Source organism: Sulfitobacter geojensis, from assembly GCF_000622325.1.
Taxonomy (GTDB): Bacteria; Pseudomonadota; Alphaproteobacteria; order Rhodobacterales; family Rhodobacteraceae; genus Sulfitobacter; species Sulfitobacter geojensis.
This window is the reverse complement of the sequence record NZ_JASE01000005.1, coordinates 64137-82007: the sequence shown is the minus strand read 5'-3', so window position 1 is coordinate 82007 and position 17871 is coordinate 64137. Positions and strand designations below refer to the sequence as shown.

At 55.5% G+C, this 17871-nt stretch carries 16 protein-coding genes; 4 read left to right on the top strand and 12 right to left on the bottom strand.

Translation table 11 applies throughout. The annotated features are described in order from the left end of the window. Positions 1–7: 7 nt before the first annotated feature. The 6 genes from Z947_RS0102360 to Z947_RS21410 form a co-directional block, all read right to left on the bottom strand. Positions 8–1633, bottom strand: coding sequence for a flagellar hook-length control protein FliK (locus Z947_RS0102360; protein ID WP_025042707.1), 1626 nt, complete (start codon positions 1631–1633; stop codon positions 8–10). A gap of 1 nt (position 1634) precedes the next feature. Continuing rightward, on the bottom strand, positions 1635–2309 hold the full coding sequence (locus Z947_RS0102355) for a sigma-70 family RNA polymerase sigma factor (protein WP_025042706.1): 675 nt from the start codon (positions 2307–2309) through the stop codon (positions 1635–1637). A gap of 216 nt (positions 2310–2525) precedes the next feature. After that, positions 2526–3569 (bottom strand): L-threonine 3-dehydrogenase, encoded by a 1044-nt coding sequence (tdh, locus tag Z947_RS0102350; protein WP_025042705.1) that lies wholly within the window; start codon positions 3567–3569, stop codon positions 2526–2528. Continuing rightward, positions 3566–4753, bottom strand: a complete 1188-nt coding sequence (locus Z947_RS0102345; protein ID WP_025042704.1) for a glycine C-acetyltransferase — start codon at positions 4751–4753, stop codon at positions 3566–3568. The genes tdh and Z947_RS0102345 overlap by 4 nt, the downstream gene beginning before the upstream one ends. Before the next feature lie 97 nt (positions 4754–4850). Beyond that, positions 4851–5411, bottom strand: coding sequence for a helix-turn-helix domain-containing protein (locus tag Z947_RS0102340; protein ID WP_025042703.1), 561 nt, complete (start codon positions 5409–5411; stop codon positions 4851–4853). A gap of 99 nt (positions 5412–5510) precedes the next feature. After that, complete coding sequence (locus tag Z947_RS21410) at positions 5511–6782, bottom strand: caspase family protein (RefSeq protein ID WP_025042702.1); 1272 nt, start codon at positions 6780–6782, stop codon at positions 5511–5513. 114 nt (positions 6783–6896) lie between these two features. Here Z947_RS21410 and Z947_RS0102330 point away from each other — a divergent pair, with 114 nt between their 5' ends. Further along, complete coding sequence (locus tag Z947_RS0102330) at positions 6897–7298, top strand: hypothetical protein (protein ID WP_156026611.1); 402 nt, start codon at positions 6897–6899, stop codon at positions 7296–7298. Positions 7299–7407: 109 nt separating this feature from the next. Here Z947_RS0102330 and Z947_RS0102325 read toward each other — a convergent pair whose 3' ends face one another. Genes Z947_RS0102325 through Z947_RS21400 form a run of 3 tightly spaced genes read right to left on the bottom strand, consistent with a single transcriptional unit; the run spans position 7408 to position 10851 of the window. Next, the gene (locus Z947_RS0102325; RefSeq protein WP_025042700.1) at positions 7408–7791 is read right to left on the bottom strand and encodes a response regulator; all 384 of its coding nucleotides are present in this window, start codon (positions 7789–7791) and stop codon (positions 7408–7410) included. Then, on the bottom strand, positions 7778–8308 hold the full coding sequence (locus Z947_RS21405) for a MarR family winged helix-turn-helix transcriptional regulator (RefSeq protein WP_081781105.1): 531 nt from the start codon (positions 8306–8308) through the stop codon (positions 7778–7780). The genes Z947_RS0102325 and Z947_RS21405 overlap by 14 nt, the downstream gene beginning before the upstream one ends. Continuing rightward, on the bottom strand, positions 8308–10851 hold the full coding sequence (locus Z947_RS21400) for a hybrid sensor histidine kinase/response regulator (RefSeq protein ID WP_025042698.1): 2544 nt from the start codon (positions 10849–10851) through the stop codon (positions 8308–8310). Before Z947_RS21400 ends, Z947_RS21405 begins: the two co-directional genes overlap by 1 nt. Positions 10852–11112: 261 nt before the next feature. Here Z947_RS21400 and Z947_RS0102310 point away from each other — a divergent pair, with 261 nt between their 5' ends. After that, complete coding sequence (locus tag Z947_RS0102310) at positions 11113–11361, top strand: hypothetical protein (RefSeq protein WP_025042697.1); 249 nt, start codon at positions 11113–11115, stop codon at positions 11359–11361. A gap of 195 nt (positions 11362–11556) precedes the next feature. Further along, the gene (locus Z947_RS21395) at positions 11557–14106 is read left to right on the top strand and encodes a PAS domain-containing hybrid sensor histidine kinase/response regulator (protein WP_025042696.1); all 2550 of its coding nucleotides are present in this window, start codon (positions 11557–11559) and stop codon (positions 14104–14106) included. A gap of 109 nt (positions 14107–14215) precedes the next feature. Here Z947_RS21395 and rpiB read toward each other — a convergent pair whose 3' ends face one another. The 3 genes from rpiB to Z947_RS0102290 all read right to left on the bottom strand — a co-directional run bounded on the left by rpiB (position 14216) and on the right by Z947_RS0102290 (position 16883). Next, a complete protein-coding gene (gene rpiB / locus Z947_RS0102300) occupies positions 14216–14665 on the bottom strand; it encodes a ribose 5-phosphate isomerase B (RefSeq protein ID WP_025042695.1) in 450 nt (149 codons plus the stop codon). Positions 14666–14751: 86 nt separating this feature from the next. Next, positions 14752–15552, bottom strand: coding sequence for a beta-keto acid cleavage family enzyme (locus Z947_RS0102295; RefSeq protein WP_025042694.1), 801 nt, complete (start codon positions 15550–15552; stop codon positions 14752–14754). Beyond that, entirely contained in the window at positions 15549–16883 is a 1335-nt protein-coding gene (locus Z947_RS0102290; protein WP_025042693.1) for an aspartate aminotransferase family protein, read from the bottom strand. The genes Z947_RS0102295 and Z947_RS0102290 overlap by 4 nt, the downstream gene beginning before the upstream one ends. Before the next feature lie 117 nt (positions 16884–17000). On the opposite strand from Z947_RS0102290, the gene Z947_RS0102285 reads away from it, so the two are divergent. Next, complete coding sequence (locus Z947_RS0102285; RefSeq protein ID WP_025042692.1) at positions 17001–17864, top strand: MurR/RpiR family transcriptional regulator; 864 nt, start codon at positions 17001–17003, stop codon at positions 17862–17864. The last annotated feature ends 7 nt before the right edge of the window (positions 17865–17871 follow it).

Sequence of the window (17871 nt, the reverse complement as noted above, 5' to 3'; positions counted from 1 at the left end):
ATCCTTCTTACGTCAAGATATCAAGCTGGCCGTCCTGGACCACATCGAGATGTTTAGGTTCCGGCTGCGCCAGGGGGCCGTCGGAAAGAGCGATACCACCCTGATTGCTGTTGTGCTGGCGCTGGGACGGGTGATCCCCCGCGGCCTGTTCCTGAAAGTCAAAAATGCTGCTGTCCGAAACGCCAATCGCCTGCGCAAGGCCTTGCCGGTCATCCCGCAACGCTTGCAAAACAGCCGGATTTTCAACGCGTACTACAACCTTTTGTGTGACGTCACTTTCCGAAAGGACTTCAATTTCGATACTGCCTAACCCACGCGGGATCAGGTTAACGGTGGTGCGCCCCTGCGCGACCTCGACGGATTTCACCTGTGCCATCAGTGCTTCTGAAAAGGGCTTGGCGGCAGGTTTGGCCACGGTTTCAGCAGCGCTCATGGCCTGTCCGGCTTCGGTGCTTGCTGTTGTTGATGAAAGGGCAGGCGCAGGCGGCAGGTGTTCGGGATGATCAAGATCAAGCGGGACCGTCCCTTGGTTTGCCGGTTTGAGAGGGGCGTTTGGTAGCGTCGCTTTGCCGGTCGCGAAAACAGCGCCCATCATCGATGGCCGATCTGCCGCACGTCCGTCTGGCGCAGCGTGATCGATCTGGGACAGCTCACCCTGTTTGATCAAGGAAGGTTTCGCAACGCCCTGCGCGGTTTGGATGGCGGGCATGCCTTGGGCTGCGATCGTCTGTTGTTCTGGTCCCAAAACCTGAAGCTGCCCTTGGCTCAATTGAACCTGTACCGTCGGTTTCGCGATGTCTTGTGCAGGGTTTGGTGTCGTCAGTTGCAACGCATCCTTTGCGACGGTTTGAGGTGCCTGAGCGGTGGGCATTTCTGGTGTTCGGATTGGGGGGGTGGGCTTGTCCGACGGCAACGATAAGGGCGCCGCGCTGTCCTGCCCGACTTGCGAAACGGGGGTGATGGGCGCGGGAGATTGCGGCTGTCCGGCGGCTGCCACCGTAACCTGACGTTTGGCGATGTCGGTCGTATCCACGGCAATTTGGGGCTGGGTGCTTGCTTGCGCAAAAGCTGGTTCTGGCAGGGCTGACTGGACCATCGGAGCGGATGTGATCGCAACCGGTACGGGCTGCGGCCCTGTTTGGACAGGCGGTACCGTCTGATGTGTCAGTTTGGTGTCCGTGGCGATTACAGGCGTGCTGTTCACTAGATTTTGGGATTGTTTGTTGCTGTCTGTCCCGACCAATGTCTGCGGCGCAGCGTCGGGTTGTTGTACCTTTCCGGCGTCGGCGAACTGGTCTGGCACAGCGAAACCGCGACGTTCAAAAGTTTGGGCATCAGGGAGACCCACCTTCGCCGAAACCGCGGGCACCACCGTTTCACCGTCCTTCAACAGGGGCGCGGGCGACGGCATTTGAGCGGGCGGTCCAGGTGTTTCCGTCGCCCGCTCAGCTGCGCCGTCAATAAGTTCCCCCGCAACCAACTCGCTTTCTGCATTGGCAATCTCAGGGGCGGTGACAGCGGTTTCAACGGCCGACTTGCCCTGCATCAGCGCGGCAAAACCTTCCGGCACAGTTTGTTGATTGGTTGCATCCGATGATTTTGACGGCGCTAATAGGTTGATTGTCTGGATCACGCTAATCAGCTCTGCTTGTTGTGACGCCGCGGGCCAATAGCTCGTTTTTTAACCGCGACATTGCGCGGCGTTCGACCTGTCTTACCTTGGTGGTGTTCATATTTAACCTTGCCGCCAGATCGTTGATCGTTTCCGAGGGGTGCTTCAAGGTTCTGCTGGTCACGATTTCACGGTCAATTTCGTTCAGCCCCGTAAGGGCATCGGCCAGCCGCGCCCGCAGCTGATCGCGCGATGAGATCGCGATCATCCGTTCTTCGGGCGTGGGATCGTCGCAAACCAACATATCAAACAGGTCTGTACTTTGTTTGACCTGCTGCCCTTCTTCCGCACGCATACCGGCGGGCAATTCAACGATAGATCTGAGGCGTTCAAATGCGGTCAGCACACTATTCTTGACCCACCACCGGGCGTAGGTTGAGAACCTGACGTCTCTCGCAAGATCAAACATATCAGCCGCCTTGATCAGTCCAAGGATACCTTCGGACACCATCTCTTCTTGTTCTGCGCGGTCCGTGCTGAGTTTCCGCACCCATGCAAAAACAATCCGCACGTGAGACAAAAGCAATTTTTCCAGCGCTGTGCGGTCTTTCCGCTGTTGCCAGCCTTCGATCAAAACACGCTCGTCTGCCCATTCAAGAATGGGTGCGCTCCTTGCGGTCGCATAAGAAATTGTCATGTCACTGCCCAATGGTCGTTTTTTGTACTTTGTTTTCCAAGGACACAAACACGTTTTACGGATTTTTCAAAGATTATTGTGATTAACTGATGGTTAAATTCTTGAGATTAGAGAACATTTCCATGTTCCACCCCAGCTTGACGCGACTTAACCGACGTGACGCGTTGAAAACGGCCCGCGTGCTGCAGCAATCGCGATCTTGCGGCAGGCAAAACCTTAACCGGCGCGCCAGTCCAGCACGACCTTGCCTGAGAGGCCGGATTTCATCACGCTAAACCCCTTTTCAAAGTCCTTCATCGCAAAGCGGTGGGTGATCACGCCAAAAACGTCCAAGCCGTTTTGAATCATGGCAATCATTTTATACCACGTTTCGAAAATCTCGCGGCCGTAGATGCCCTTGAGAGTGATTGCCTTGAACACGATCCGGCTCCAGTCGACAGGGCTTTTGCCGGGGGGGATGCCAAGCAAGGCGATGCGGCCTCCCATCACCATGGCTTCGACCATTTGATCAAGTGCCGCCTGATTACCTGACATTTCCAGGCCGACATCAAACCCTTGTTTGATTTTCAAGCGCCCTTGAACGTCTGCCAGATCTTCGCTTGTCACATTCACCGGCGTAACATCTGCAACCTTGGCTGCCAGATCCAACCGGTCCTGATTTATGTCCGTGATAACGACATTGCGCGCGCCTGCGTGGCGGGCAACTGCCGCGGCCATAATGCCAATCGGCCCCGCGCCGGTGATCAGCACGTCTTCGCCCAGCAGATCAAAGGACAAGGCCGTGTGAACAGCGTTGCCCAAAGGATCAAGGATGGCCCCGATGTCATCACTGATCTCGTCGGGCAGGGGCACAACATTGAACGCAGGCAGGCGCAGATATTCGGCAAATGCCCCCTGTTCATTCACCCCGATACCGCGGGTTTCGGGATCAAGGTGGAATTTTCCGCCCCGACTTTGACGGGATTGTTTGCCAATCAGGTGTCCTTCGCCGCTGCATCGCTGCCCCATGTGCAGCCCTTGGACATTGCGCCCGATTTCGACAATCTCGCCGGCAAACTCATGTCCGGTGATCAGAGGCACAGGCACGGTTTTTTGCGCCCATTCATCCCAGTTCCAAATGTGGATGTCGGTGCCGCAAATGCCGGTTTTGTTAATGCGGATCAGAACGTCATCCTGCCCGATTTCTGGAACAGGTGCGGTTTGCAGCCAAAGCCCTTCACGCGGGTGGGCCTTGACCAGGGCATTCATTTCATTGCTCATTTCAAAACACCTACTGCTTTGCCGGCAACCGCGAATGCTGCCAGTGCGCGGTCCAGATCGTCAAACGTCAAGGCGGCGTTCATCTGGGTGCGGATGCGGGCCTGACCGCGTGGCACAACGGGGAAAAAGAAGCCGCTGACATAGACGCCTTCGTCAAACAGTCGGGCGGCCATCTCTTGTGCCAGATGCGCCTCGCCCAGCATCACTGGAATGATCGGGTGCTCGCCCGGCAACAGGTCAAATCCCAGACGGGTCAGCCCGTCCCGCCAGTAGGTCGCGTTTTTGAACAATTGCGCGCGCAGGGCATCGCCCTCTTCAACCAGACGAATGGCTTCGAGGCCTGCTGCAACAATGGACGGGGGCAGGGAGTTGGAAAACAGATAGGGACGGGCGCGTTGGCGCAGCAGGTCGATCACCGGTTGCGGGCCAGCGATGTATCCGCCAATCGCGCCGCCCAAAGCTTTGCCCAAGGTACCGGTCAGAATGTCGACATCAACACCAAAATGGGCGGGTGTGCCCGTGCCTTTTGGGCCCATAAAACCGGTTGAGTGGCAATCATCCACCATGACCAGCGCGCCATAGGTTTCAGCCAGTTTGGTGATTGCGGGCAGCTTCGCCAGATAGCCGTCCATGCTGAAAACGCCATCGGTCGCGATCATGATGAACCTCGCACCGTCTGCCTTTGCGGCCTTTAGCTGGGTTTCAAGGTCGTCCATGTCGGAATTGGCATAGCGATAGCGCTTGGCCTTGCACAAACGGATGCCGTCGATGATCGAAGCATGGTTCAGGGCGTCGGAAATGATGGCGTCTTCCGGCCCCAAAAGCGGTTCGAACAGCCCGCCATTGGCATCAAAACAGGCGGCAAACAGGATGGAGTCGTCCTTGCCCAGAAACCGCGCAATCCGCGTCTCTAACGTGCGGTGCAGGTCTTGGGTGCCACAGATAAACCGGACTGAAGCCATGCCGAAACCCTTGTCGTCCATCGCCGTTTTGGCAGCTTGGATCAGGTCGGGGTGGTCAGCAAGCCCGAGGTAGTTGTTGGCGCAAAGGTTGATCACCGATTTGCCGTTTGCGGTGACGTGACCCGCCTGCGGCGAGGTGATGAGCCGTTCGTGTTTGGTCATCTTTTCCGCGTCGATTTGCGCCAGCGTATCGGTCATGTGGGTCAAGAAAGCTGTGGTCATGGCGTCCTCCGTTTGGTGGGATTTTGCATAGTGGATTTATTTCCGCAATAGCGGATTTATGCAAAAATGGAAAGACGTCCGCAATCACGGATATGTGTCAGGCGCCGTGCACCACCAAAAACGCGCGTGCAGGTCCATCGGCAGTGATCCGGTGGGCAACGTCTGCCGCGTATCGCGCGGTGTCGCCTTCGGCCAGTTGTTCAACCGCGTCACCGCTGGTCACTGTCAGATGGCCGTGGATAACCGTCAGATGTTCGCGTGCGCCGGTGGCATGGGGCAGGCTGTCCAGAACGCCGTTTTCCTGAAACCGCAGGTCGTATACCTCGTGACGTCCGGCTTCTTCCGGTGGCGAAAGGATACGTATTGAATATCCCGCGCTAAGTTTTTCAATCGCAGGCACATTGCCGCTGCGCAAAACTTCGATACGGCTTTCCAGATCATCCTCAAGAAGTCCGGCAAAATCGACCTGAAGCGCCTTGGTCAGGTTCCATAACGTTGAAATCGTAGGCGAGGATTCGCCCCGCTCGATCTGGCTGACCATGCTCCGCGAAACGCCCGACAGTTTTGCCACAGCATCAAGCGACAGGCCCTTGGCGCGGCGCGCATCCTTCAGGCGGGTCGGGAGAAGCGATAGTATTGCGTCGGTGTTTTCCATAATAGCGGACGATAGCGAAAAGCGGTCAAGGGCTGCAAGGCGCAAAAACCTGTGGCGATGCCCAAGGCGTGCAACCTGTGTCTGGCGTAAACCGGATGCCGGTCAGTCGCAAAACGTCTGACCGTTGTATTTGAAACAGCTGGAGCTGGATTTCGATGTTGTTCTGTTGCGGGGTTTCGCGACTTGCGGTGTGTAACATTGACCGCGCGAGGACAGGCGCTGTCCGCTGGCGCAGGTCTTGCGCACACATGCCCCGTCAATCAAATTTTGGGTCGGGGCGCAGACCAGTGGGCAGATTCTGCCGTCAAGTTGCGCAATTTGGCGCAACAGCACTGCGCTTGGTTCCTGTGCCCCTATTTCAATTGAAGGAGCATGTTCGACCAGACGCATAAGTGCGGCATGGCTTTTGCGGCCCCAAATTCCATCCGGCGTGCCCGCATTACAGCCCAGACGGTTAAGCTGGGTTTGAACCTTTAGTGTCAGCTCCTGGTCTTTCCGGTTATCAAGAGGGAGCACAGGTAGAGTTTTGCGTTCTGGGGTTAAAGGTTCGGGCGCGGCCGCTGGCGGCGCTGTCGGTGTGGCCGTCTGGACAGGCTTGGGCTGAAAAATGAAACTGCCGGTGAGCGACGAACTGCTCCACGGAACCTGCTGGCCCGCGGTCTTTTGCATGACGTCCCGCCGGACGCTGCGCATCATGATTTCGACATCCAGATCAGGCGTTGAAATATGGTCAAGCAATGCATCGGTAAATGGAGAGTGGCGCCCCGCACCGTCAAGCGCGACATTCCCGGGTTGTGTGGCATAAGCAATCAAGGTGCCAACACCCGTGTCCACAGGTGCCAACCCGCGCCCGACAGCGACCGATCGCGTGCCCATGTTCAACGACAGATTGCGCGCCATCGGGTTGTCACGGCAAGCGTCCAGAAAGATCAGATTGGTGCGCTGTTCGCGCTCCATAAAGCCGATAATGTCATCAAGACTGATGGTTTCGAATTTTAAATCAGCCTCGTCACGGATGTTCGCATCCACTGGCACTAGATAATTCACACTGCCGACTTCTAACCCGTGACCGGCGTAATAAAGTACCGCAGCATCGGCACCTTCGGCACCGCGCGCGAAGTCGCGGATCAATTCTTCGAAGGCATTGCGAGTGAGATCATAACCATCAAAAACCTCGAACCCCAAGGCACGCAAAGAGCTGGCAATCGCTTGTGCATCATTGCGCGGGTTGGCCAGCGTTTGCGTGTTCTGATACTGCGCATTCCCCACCACCAGCGCCACACGACCGGCATGCGCGGCGGTGCTGATGCCTACCATCAACGCCACCCAGAGAATGGTGAGAAACAGTACGGGAATTGCACTCTGGGTCTTCATGAAGCCATCCCAATTGCCATTTGACTTTCGATCGAGATGGCGCAAGCCTATCCGCAACAACAAGCAGGTGTCGACAAACAATTCAATTGGAACCGATTTGACGGGGAAATGAAGATGAAGACAGGCAGTTTCAGTTTTGCGAACTTCGCGGCGATTTGGCTTGCCGCTCTCCTGTCCATCGTCACGGTTCAAAGCGTTGCCGCGCAGTCTACACGCAATTGGGACCGCCGTGTTGCCGCAGGTAGCGAAATGGAATTCCAATGGCTGAATTACGATGAAAAAACCTGTAAGGATCGCGGCCACCCGCGCCTAATCATCAATACCCCGCCGTCATTGGGGACCTATCGCGCCGAGCGCCGCAAATTCACCCAGCGGACGGGCCGTTGCAAAGGTAAAAAGTTAAGCGTGTTGTTGGTCTACTATGTTGCGGGCCGCACAAAGGGGCGTGATCGTACGTCTTATACAATTCGCGGGGCTGGCGACATTCGGATCAACCTGAAGATGCGCATTTATTAAGGCACATGGGGCCGATGGCCTTTCCATCTATTACTTCATAATTGCGGCGCTGTGTTATTCCGCGATCTGGCAGGGGCGTTCGCCCCTGTGAGGGTAGCAATTTGAACGCTTAGGGACGGAGCGCGGAGTTTACAGCATCCAGTAGAGTTGCTTTTTGAAAAGGCTTTTGCAGGAATACAACCGCGCCGCTGATGTCTGAGATCGCAGCGGTAGATTCAAGATCCATCCTGCGGTTGCCCCCCGAAATCATGATGACCGGCGTGCTTTGATCTTTCGACCGGATCTTGTCGATGACAGAAACCGCGTGATCTTGACCAAGCCAGAAATCAAGGATCACAAGATCGAATGGCCCATGCGACGACAAGCTTTGAAGCGCGGCAGGGACGTCACTGGACTCGACGATGTCATAAGGTTCCGAAGCCAGGAATAGCGAGATCAATTCACGGATATCGGGATCGTCATCGACCAACAGGATCTTTTTATGTTTGCTCATCGTTCGACCCTACGGAATTCAAAGCAATTGATCGGATGGCATTGATAAAGTGGGTCTGTTCGATTTCGGGCAAAGCGCGAATTTGCTTTACAGCGTCCAAGATTGGATCGCTTGCCAAGGTACTTGAACCAAGCGGAGTAAGGGCGATCGTTTTCGTGCGTGCGTCTTCACCATTGGTTATCTGGTGCACGTATTCGTGTCGTTCCAGAGTTGCGATAGCACGGGTCACGGGAGCACGGGTCAGCCCCAAAAACTTTGCGATCCATCTAGGTTCGCAGCGCTCGACAGGCATCCGTTCCAGATAGCGCAAGATAGACCATTGCAGGGGCTGGATGGCGGAAGAGTGTTTTGTCGGGTAGATGTCGCGGACAAACCGTTCAAGCAACACAACAGAAGCGATCAGCTTTTTATTGTCAACGTCCTGTGTCATGCGCCACGGCCAGCCCTTCTGTGCTTGGTCTCTATACACATAATTCCTAATCGTTGCGAGATCATTGCCAAGGGCAGGCGAATTCATCAAGTTGCTCCGTCAGTTTGGGATTCCAGTTCCAAGGCGGTAGCCACAGCATCAAGCAAGGCTGTGCGGCTAACGGGTTTCACCAAACGGATGTCGGTGGATTTCAGGCTGTTGTCGCCCGATGTCAAATCAGCGGCGTACCCGGACAGGATGATACAAGGTAAATCCGGTTCGATTTGGCGGATGGCCTTGATAAGGGAACCCCCCTGCAAACGCCCCGGCATCACCACATCGGTCAACAGAAGATCAACCTTGCGGGATGATTTGAACGTCTCCAGCGCCGCGCTGCCTGTTTTTGCGGTAAGGACGGTGTAGCCTGCGCTTTCTAAAAACATTGCGATCACTTTCAGAACTTCGGGCTCGTCCTCCACAACAAGAATGGTGCCTTGTGTCGGCTTTGATGCGTGCTCCTTTGGCGGGGGATCTTCGGGCAGCGACACGGCGTCGACAGCGGCCTTGAAATAGAGTTTGAAAGTGGTGCCGGTCCCGACCTCGGACGACAGGCTGATTGTCCCGCCCGATTGCTCCACAAATCCTTGCACCATGGAAAGCCCCAAACCCGATCCTTTGCCACGGGGCTTATCGGTGTAAAACGGCTCAAAAACCTGATCGATCTTTTCGGGCGCAATGCCATGTCCTGTGTCACTGATTGTCACGACAACATAGGGGCCCGGGGAAATGTCCAGTCCTGATGATACAATGTCGTCGTCAAAGAGTTCGATGTTCGCGGTTTCAATTTTGATCCGGCCCCCCTCCGACATGGCGTCACGTGCATTGAGAATAAGGTTGATAATGGCGTTTTCGGCAGACGCTGCATCGGCTTCGATATCCCAAAGATCAGCAAATAAGGTTTCTTCGATCGAAATGGTCGCGGGCAAGACACGTGCAGTCCAATCCAACGTACTTTCGAACAGGGTGTTCAGATTTAGACGAGCAGGTTGCAGCGGCGCCTGTCTGGAAAAACTGAGCAAGTTGGTTGTCAGGTCCGCCCCGCGCTTGGCTGCCTTATAGGCGGTTTCGATTTTCTTTTTGCCTTGCTCTTCTTTCCCCGTTTCTAGCCAAAGCTCCAAATTCCCGAGGATGACAGCCAAAAGGTTATTAAAATCATGCGCGACGCCCCCCGTCAGGGTTCCGATTGCTTCGATCCGTTGTGATTGGCGCAACCGCATTTCCGCTTCACGCAGATCGGTCAGATCAAGGCTTGTGCCGATTATCTCGATGACGTTGCCGTTTTCATCACTCACGGGCTCTTCGATCTGGCGGATAAACCGGATGCCGCCATTCGGGTGGATCACGCGGTATTCGAATGTCTGGGACTGCCCCTGTTTAACACGTCTGATTGCGTCGAGGACCGTAGGTTGGTCGTCTTTATGAATGTGTTTTAAACTGTTGCTGTGGTCCGCCACCATTTCTTGGAATGCGTCAGGTGTCATACCCATATGTGCGGCATGTAGGTCGGAGCAGAACGTACAATTGCCGACGTCGGGCCCGAAGGTATAGAGGCCGATTCCCGCGATGCGCACTGCGGTGTTCAGTCGTGTTTCTGCCTTTACCTTTTTCTGCTGCGCCTCGACTGAAACAGTAACGTCTTCGTATATGCCGACGACCCGTTGGGCTGGTGATCCGTCATTCGGTTCTGTGGCCCAATGCGCCTGTACGTAACGTGTTTCGTTATCGGTCCGACGGATGCGAAACAGTGTCGGTTCGCGGGGGGGGGCACCTTGCCAGACCTTTGCGGAAGAACGCAGTGCGATGGAGAGGTCTTCTTTGAATATGAAGTTGAGCCATCTCTTTAGATGCATCCTGCCATCGTGCTTTTCGATCCCGAGAATATTGGCGATGCCTTTGTCGAAGGTGATGAATTCGCTGTTCACGGTGCGTTCGAAGACGCCCAGATTTGCCGCAGATGCCGCCAGCCGAAGCCGGAGGGTGGTTTCAGCGTCCTTGCGCAACCCGGAAGCGATGGTGTTGGCATATGATATGGTAACACTCATGATGATCGTCGAAAGAACTGCCGTGAGCGCCAATAGGAAAACCGAAACAGCAATTGATTGCGTTGAAACGGCTGATCCCTTCCATGCTGTGATCAGGGCAGCTGCGAATTGAATGGTCCCGGCACCGACGATCAGTGAAAAAGTCGCACGTCCCGGCACGTGTGGCCAAACAGGAGAGATATAGATGCGGGCCACGCCAGCGCCGAACAGAGCCAGCATCCCGCACATCAATGTGCCGACCCAGACATTTTGTTCCCCAATGACAAAATGATAAACCGCGCTAAGTCCTGCCGCTATTAGCCCCCCCGCGGGCCCTCCGAGATAGCCAGCGTAAACAAGTACCCCGGCTTTGGCATCAAGCTGGATCGGGATGCCCTCAATGGTAAAGCTGTTGGATGATATGAGAAAAGCCGAAATCCCCATTATCACGCCGACCCAGAGGTGCAGGCGACCTTCATTCTCTTTCAGTTTGGCAAGCGTGAAAATTGCATAGGCCCCAATGCCCGATAAAAACAGAAGCCCTGTATTTTGTAAGATTGGGACAAGCATTGATAACCTTTCGCCACAAGAGATTATTCTGATTAGCCAATAAAACATAGCTCTTTGGTTGCATAACTTTTCTTTACGCGCGCAAAGGTTGCGGTTCGTCAGAATACTCAAGCAGAAACAAGTTGTTAGGTGGAGCTGTCGTGAAGCTTCACCACTTCTACGGGTGTTGCCGCTAACGATCTTGCTGTAAATCAGTTGATCGGTTTGAGTTTAGTTGCTATTAGCAACTATAATTTGATGATTGATGAGTGAAACTTAGAAATGAATAAATCTGGTCGGGATGCGCTTGCTGAAACCCATGATGTCCTCAATGGATTGAGACATTTTTTGCTCGCTGTGGAGGAGGCTGCCCAATCGGATGAAAATGCCGAGCTAAGGCAGATCGAGAAGAGTCTCGGGAATGTTGTAAGTGAAATTGACGTGATTACCGGACCGGACTTTCGGTCAAATGCCGGTGATGATCCTCTTTTTGAACCGCTTTTTGGAGAACGGCGGTTTCACACAGGCTAATTGAACCTCTCGGTATCATACTTTTCTGTATTCAAGCGTTCATAAAATTTGAACAACCGACTTTCCTTTTCCGAAAAATGCCGCGTCGAGTTAGGGTTGAAAAATGTTCGCTTGAAATGATTGACCGCACCTTGTCCGAAGTATGCAATGGCATTGCCAATATGGCATGGCAAACGGGGCAGGTCAGGAGAATATATGTTCGCGTTTGCCTTGCAGAGCCTCACGTCATTACTTCTTGCGGGCATGTTCGTGTATTGGATCTGCACGTGGCGCTACCTGCATAACCGACATCTTCTGCAGCAATCGCTCATTGGTCTTGTATTTGGGGTCGCGGTGATCTCCCTCGGGATAAGCAGCACATTGGTTGACGCTTATGCGGCCCCTTTTGATGCACGATCGGGACCATTGGTCTTTGCTGGGTATTTAGGTGGGCCCCTTGGGGGCCTGATCGCTGGGACTTTGGGCGCAATTTACTGGCTGTTCTTCGGTGGGCCTGTGCCTGTGCTTGGTGTGTTGATCAACCTTTGCATTCCATTGGTGGGGGTGGTTGTTTCACGGTATTTGCAGCCTCGCAAATTGCAACTCACACAGGGCGTAACCGCTGGCTACCTCATCTTGGGCTTTGGTGTGCTGCAAGCGCCTGCGCTCTACTACCTAAACATCACCAGCGCGCCCCCCGATCCATATGAATCCTACCTGCCAGTGATGGCGGGCTTTGTTGCCAGTGGGTTTTTGTCGATTCTGGTAACTTGGCTCATCCTGCGTCACGCGTGTCGACTTGCAAAGGACACCAATTCATCCAGAGAACTGGCTCGTAATCTTGAGCTGGCCAAGCAGACATCAGGCATCGGAATGTATGTCTATGAGGCCGGTGATACCGGCGCATACTTCGATGCCGAATTTCTGGCTATGTTGGGAATAGGAGGAGAAGGGCGGATCGTTCAACGTGCCGAATGGGAAGCCGTCTGTCATCCTGACGATCTGGGTAAGATGCAGCAGGATATGGGGCAAGCGATCGAAAGTGGAAAGCTGCGCGGCAAGTCGGAATTCAGGGTGGTGAGAGCGGATGGCACAACGCGGTTTATTCGTACGAGATGGGGCGTGGAACTGGACGCCTATGGCGGATTTCAACGCATCACGGGAATGAATATCGACCTGACAGATAGTCACGAAGCCGAACAGCTTACCCTCAGTTCGGTGGAACGTGTCGCAGCGGTTGCACAACAACTGCCGGGCGCAATTGTCGAATTTGATGCAACGGTGCGCGACGCTCCCAAGCTGCTGTACATCAGTCCTAAGTGTAAAGAAATATGGGGGTATAGTGACAAGGAACTCTATGCTGATCCAGAGTTGCTTTTCCATATGCACGACCCCGAAGATGTCGGTAATTTCCTTAGATCAGTTCACAAAAGCAACGAAGCGGGCGACGCGCTTTATCACCGCTATAGGATCACAGCGCGCAACGGGCAAACGCGGTGGCTGGATTATCACGGCAAACCAAAGCGGGAGTTTGGCAGGCTCATTGTCAAATCGATCGTCCTTGATGCGACCCGTGAGGTCGCGCTGCAACAGCGTATGGAAGACGAGCGCGAAATATCCCGCAGGGCGCAGAAAAACGAGAGCATTGGCCAGCTGACGGGCGGCGTCGCCCATGATTTTAACAATCTGTTGGCAGTGATTTTGGGGAATCTGGAATTGCTGCGTGAGGAACAGGATCATGCAGCCCAGAAAGACCTGATTGATGCCGCCAGTACCGCCGCCTTGCGCGGTGCCGACCTGACCAAAAACATGTTGGCCTTTGCGCGCCAAGCGCCGCTAACGCCGGTGGTTCTGGACCTGAACAAAGTGGTTGGCGATGCGAAGAACTGGATCACACGGATCCTGCCGGAAAGCGTTGTTGTTGATACTAATCTGGTCAAAGGGCTTTGGCCGATCAAGGCAGATCGCGCATCGCTGGAAAGTGCGCTATTGAACCTGACCCTCAACGCGCGGGACGCGATGGAGGGGCATGGTACCATGACAATTGAAACCGCGAACCTGATTGTGGACGAGATCCAATGCGCAAGCGGGCAGGAAAAACTGACCGCCGGCCTATATGTCACGCTGTCGGTCAGGGACAATGGCACCGGCATTGCACCAGATGTCGTCGGCACAATATTTGAACCGTTTTTCACGACAAAGGCACCGGGTTTGGGCTCTGGCCTTGGCCTGTCGATGACCCTTGGTTTCATGCGACAATCCGGTGGCACTGTTCATGTAGAAACCGAGGTGGGGAAAGGCACGACCTTTAAGCTGTTTTTCCCCGCTGTCGCGCCCCAACACACGCAGCCTGAAAAACTGCTGTCACGCGCAAGCAGCGGGGCGAGCCATGGCCGCCGGATACTGGTTGCCGAAGATGAAGATGCGGTGCGTGCCACTTTGGTTACAACCCTTGTGCGGGCCGGTTATCAGGTGACGGAAGTTGCAACCGGCGATGCGGCACTTGCAGCTTTCGAGGCGGATCCGACGTTCGATCTTTTGCTGAGTGATATCGTTATGCCCGGCAGTTTGCAGGGGCCCGATCTGGCCGCGGCACTTCGCAAGCGTTGGCCAAACCTGCCGGTTCTGTTCTTGTCAGGCTATGCCGGGGATGCCATTGCCGCCGGAAAGGAGCTGGGTACCGATGATACCCGTTTGATGAAACCGGTACGGCGCAGTGAACTTCTTGCGGCAGTTAGCAGGGCGATGGCACCGGCCAAAGAATAATCTGCTGGCCGTTCCTAGCGTTGACAGTCCGATCTTGGGTGCAACCACCGGCGCTATGCCAACGCGCAAGGCCCTGCGGCCTCGCGCCAATATCACGCTGGTGGTCGTATCAGCTTTCCAGTTCTTTGATCATATCAACGCGCAGGGCGTGACGGTCACCTTCAAAATCGGCGTTCAGAAACGCATCGACGATATCCAGCGCCAGTCCTTCACCGACGACACGTACACCGATGGACAGCATATTCGCGTCATTGTGCTGGCGGATCATGCGGGCGGAAAACGTATCTGTGCACACGCCGCAACGAATGCCTTTTACCTTGTTCGCCGCCATCATGATGCCTTGGCCGGTGCCACATAGAATGATGCCAAGCGCACAATCACCGGAGGCCACCCGCTCTGCCGCAGCGGCACCGTGCTTGGGATAGTGAGTGCTTTCGGGGGTGGTTGGGCCGATGTCGACGGCTTCCCAGCCAAGGGCAGTGATGTGGGCAGCAACCGTCTGGCGCAGTTCGATGGCGGCGTGGTCGCTGGACAGGACGATACGTTTGTTGGCGGTCATGGGGGCGTTCCGTTTATTGACGAGGCAGGCAAGGGATGATCCCTGCGCGATAGCACGCAGCTTGCGATGATGCGAGGGGGCGACGCCTAAACTGTGTTGGTATTTTCGGACTGCGATGCCAGAGTGTCTGACAGGGTTTTAATCTCGCGCACCCTTTCGGCATTGGAGGCTGCCATAGACCCGTCCGCATTCCAGAACGAATTTTCGAACCCGACCCGTACATGGCCCCCCCGCGCCAGCGCGGCCCCCAGACAAGCGGTTTCCTGTTTGCCAAAGGCGCAGACCGCCCATTGCGCCGCTGGGCAGGTTTGTTCCATCCATTCGAGAAAGGGATCAAGATCCGCGGGCGTGCTTTGCTGCCCTTGGGTGTAGCGACCCAGTACAAATATCATCTGGAGGGATTCGCGATCCAAACTACCGTCGTCGAGTAAGTCCGACATCGCCAGCAGATCCTGCGGACCATACAGAATGTGCTGCACGGCAATCTCTGCCTGTACACAGCGGTCATAAAATGCGACCGCCGCCCGCTTGTCGCCATCGGCAAGCATCTCCGCCAAAGAAACCGAGGCGGCTTGTGGCTTTGCGTCTTCCACCACTTGGCGTTGTATGGCCGGTCCATATATCCCGACAGCTTCCGATGTGATTTGCAATGCCATATCGGGCACCGCCTGACGCAGCGCGCCAAGCGCTTCGCGGTACAGTCCCGCATCCAGAATATGACCGCCCTGTTTATCGCGCAGATGCAGGTGCAACCCGTCCGCCCCCGCGGCATGGCACTCAATGGCGGTTGTAACCACCTCGTCCAACGTCATCGGCAGGGCGGGGTGATCCGCTTTGGTCTTACGCGCGCCGTTCGGGGCGACCATCAGTTTTGGCAGCGCCCTCATAGCACTTTGGCAATCGCAACGCCCAGTTTGGTCACCACCTCGTCAATATGGTGGTCTTGCATGATAAACGGCGGTGCCAGCAAGATGTGGTCCCCGTTCCGCCCGTCGACAGTGCCGCCCATTGGATAACAGGCCAGACCGGCGGCGAATGTTTCCTTTTTCAACTCTTTATGGATGGCGCGCGCTGGATCGAAAGGGCGTTTGGTTTCGCGATCCTCGACAATCTCGATGCCGCGAAACAACCCGCGCCCGCGTATGTCGCCGATGTTGGGGTGCTGGCCAAAGGCCTGCTGCAGGGCATCTTGTAACTTTTTGCCCATGTCCGCGCAGCGTTCGACAAGCCCGCCATCGGTCAGTTTGGTCAGTACCGCCAAAGATGCTGCACAGGCGGTGGGATGACCGACATAAGTATGACCATGCTGGAAAAAACCGCTGCCCTTCTCAATCGCGGCATAGATTTCCGCCGAGCATAGCATCGCGCCGATGGGTTGATAGCCAGCGCCCAGTCCCTTGGCTACGGCGACAATATCGGGGGCAATCCCTTCCTGTTCGCTGGCAAACAATGTGCCCGTGCGCCCCATGCCGCACATCACCTCGTCAAGGATCAGCAGCACGCCGTATTGATCGCAGATTTCGCGGATGCGTTTGAAATACCCCTTTACTGCGGGGACCGCTCCCGCCGTTGCGCCGACAACAGGTTCCGCCACAAAGGCAAAAACCTTGTCTTCGCCCAGACGCTGGATTTCGGTTTCCAGCTCGTTGGCGACGCGTAGGCCATAGGCATGCGTGGTTTCTTCGGCGGCCTTGCCACGGTATTCATAACAGGCCGAGATATGCGTGGTTTCAACCATCAGGGGCGCAAACGGGGCACGCCGCCATGCATTGCCGCCGGTGGCCAAAGCCCCCAAGGTGTTGCCATGGTAACTTTGCTTGCGGGCAATTACGTGCCGGCGCTGTGGTTGGCCGGTTTCCACGAAATACTGACGCGCCAGTTTCAGCGCGGCTTCCATCGCTTCTGATCCGCCGGACACGAAATAAGCGCGGTCAATGCCGTCGGGCGCATGGCTGATCAGCTTATCGGCCAGCTTTTCGGCGGGGTCCGATGTGAAAAAACTGGTGTGTGCGTATGCGATTTCATCCAGCTGGCTTTTGATCGCCGCAATAACATCCGGGTCGCCATGCCCAAGGCAGGACACCGCCGCCCCGCCGGAGCCGTCAAAGTACTGTTTGCCATCGCGGTCATAAAGATACACGCCTTCACCCCGCGCAATGGTGGGCAGTGCCGATTTCGTATGTCGTGGAAAAACGTGGGACTGAGGTGCAGGGGACATTTGGCCAATCCTTTGATGTCCGGAATGGCGGCAGTGAAACAGATGATTCTCGTGTTGACAAGGTGTGAAACAGATGAAACATTCTCGAAATAAGAGATTTCCGGGGGGTGTCTAAACTTGCAATTGTCGTTCGAGCAGCAGCTTTCCGGCAAATATGCTTCGCTCAGCGCCAAGCTGAAGGAAGCGGCCGATTTTGTTGTCGCCAATCCGATTGACGTTGCAACCCGAAGCCTGCGGACTCTTTCCAAAGAGGCGAACCTTTCGCCTGCGACGTTCTCGCGAATGTCGACGGCGCTGGGCTATGACAGCTACGAAGACCTGCGCGATGTTTTGCGGTCGGGGATCGAACATCGCGGCAATTCGTTTTCACACCGGGTCGAGGCGCTACAACAGCGCCATGGCGGTGGGGATCAGGGTTTTCTGACAGATCATATTCTGGATTGCGCTGCCAACTTGCAGAACCTCGAGGCCGCGATAGATCGCCCGATGCTGGAAAGCTGCGTCGAACGCCTGCACGCTGCGCGCAACGTGCTGGTTGTCGGCGCACTCGGCTCGACCGGTATTGCGGAATACCTGACCTATATGGCCAGCTTTCTTGCCGATAACTGGTCAATGGCCAGCCGGATGGGGGCATCACTGGCCAGTGGTCTGGTGGGGATGTCGGATCAGGATGTTCTGATTGTGATGACCAAACCGCCCTTTGCCAGCAATGCCATCAATGCTGCGCGCGAAGCCCATGATGCAGGGGCATTTGTGATCGTTATTACCGACACCCATACCTGTCCCGCACTGGTCTTTGCCTCAGCTCAATTTATTGTTCCGACAGAAAGCAGGCATTTCTTTTCATCCTATGCCGCAACAGTGGTGTTGTGTGAGGGGATGATTGGTATGCTTGCCGGACGCGCCGGTGCGCCAGCAATGGCGCGCATCGCCGAAGTCGAACTTAGAAACCGCCGTCTCAGCGAGGTCTGGGCCGGCTGACGAAACG

Bases quoted from the DNA above. Each gene is read 5' to 3' on its own strand.
- Z947_RS0102355 (WP_025042706.1), bottom strand. From the start codon at position 2,309: ATGACAATTTCTTATGCGACCGCAAGGAGCGCACCCATTCTTGAATGG.
- tdh (WP_025042705.1), bottom strand. From the start codon at position 3,569: ATGAGCAATGAAATGAATGCCCTGGTCAAGGCCCACCCGCGTGAAGGG.
- Z947_RS0102345 (WP_025042704.1), bottom strand. From the start codon at position 4,753: ATGACCACAGCTTTCTTGACCCACATGACCGATACGCTGGCGCAAATC.
- Z947_RS21410 (WP_025042702.1), bottom strand. From the start codon at position 6,782: ATGAAGACCCAGAGTGCAATTCCCGTACTGTTTCTCACCATTCTCTGG.
- Z947_RS0102330 (WP_156026611.1), top strand. From the start codon at position 6,897: ATGAAGACAGGCAGTTTCAGTTTTGCGAACTTCGCGGCGATTTGGCTT.
- Z947_RS0102325 (WP_025042700.1), bottom strand. From the start codon at position 7,791: ATGAGCAAACATAAAAAGATCCTGTTGGTCGATGACGATCCCGATATC.
- Z947_RS21405 (WP_081781105.1), bottom strand. From the start codon at position 8,308: ATGAATTCGCCTGCCCTTGGCAATGATCTCGCAACGATTAGGAATTAT.
- Z947_RS21400 (WP_025042698.1), bottom strand. From the start codon at position 10,851: ATGCTTGTCCCAATCTTACAAAATACAGGGCTTCTGTTTTTATCGGGC.
- Z947_RS0102310 (WP_025042697.1), top strand. From the start codon at position 11,113: ATGAATAAATCTGGTCGGGATGCGCTTGCTGAAACCCATGATGTCCTC.
- Z947_RS21395 (WP_025042696.1), top strand. From the start codon at position 11,557: ATGTTCGCGTTTGCCTTGCAGAGCCTCACGTCATTACTTCTTGCGGGC.
- rpiB (WP_025042695.1), bottom strand. From the start codon at position 14,665: ATGACCGCCAACAAACGTATCGTCCTGTCCAGCGACCACGCCGCCATC.
- Z947_RS0102295 (WP_025042694.1), bottom strand. From the start codon at position 15,552: ATGAGGGCGCTGCCAAAACTGATGGTCGCCCCGAACGGCGCGCGTAAG.
- Z947_RS0102290 (WP_025042693.1), bottom strand. From the start codon at position 16,883: ATGTCCCCTGCACCTCAGTCCCACGTTTTTCCACGACATACGAAATCG.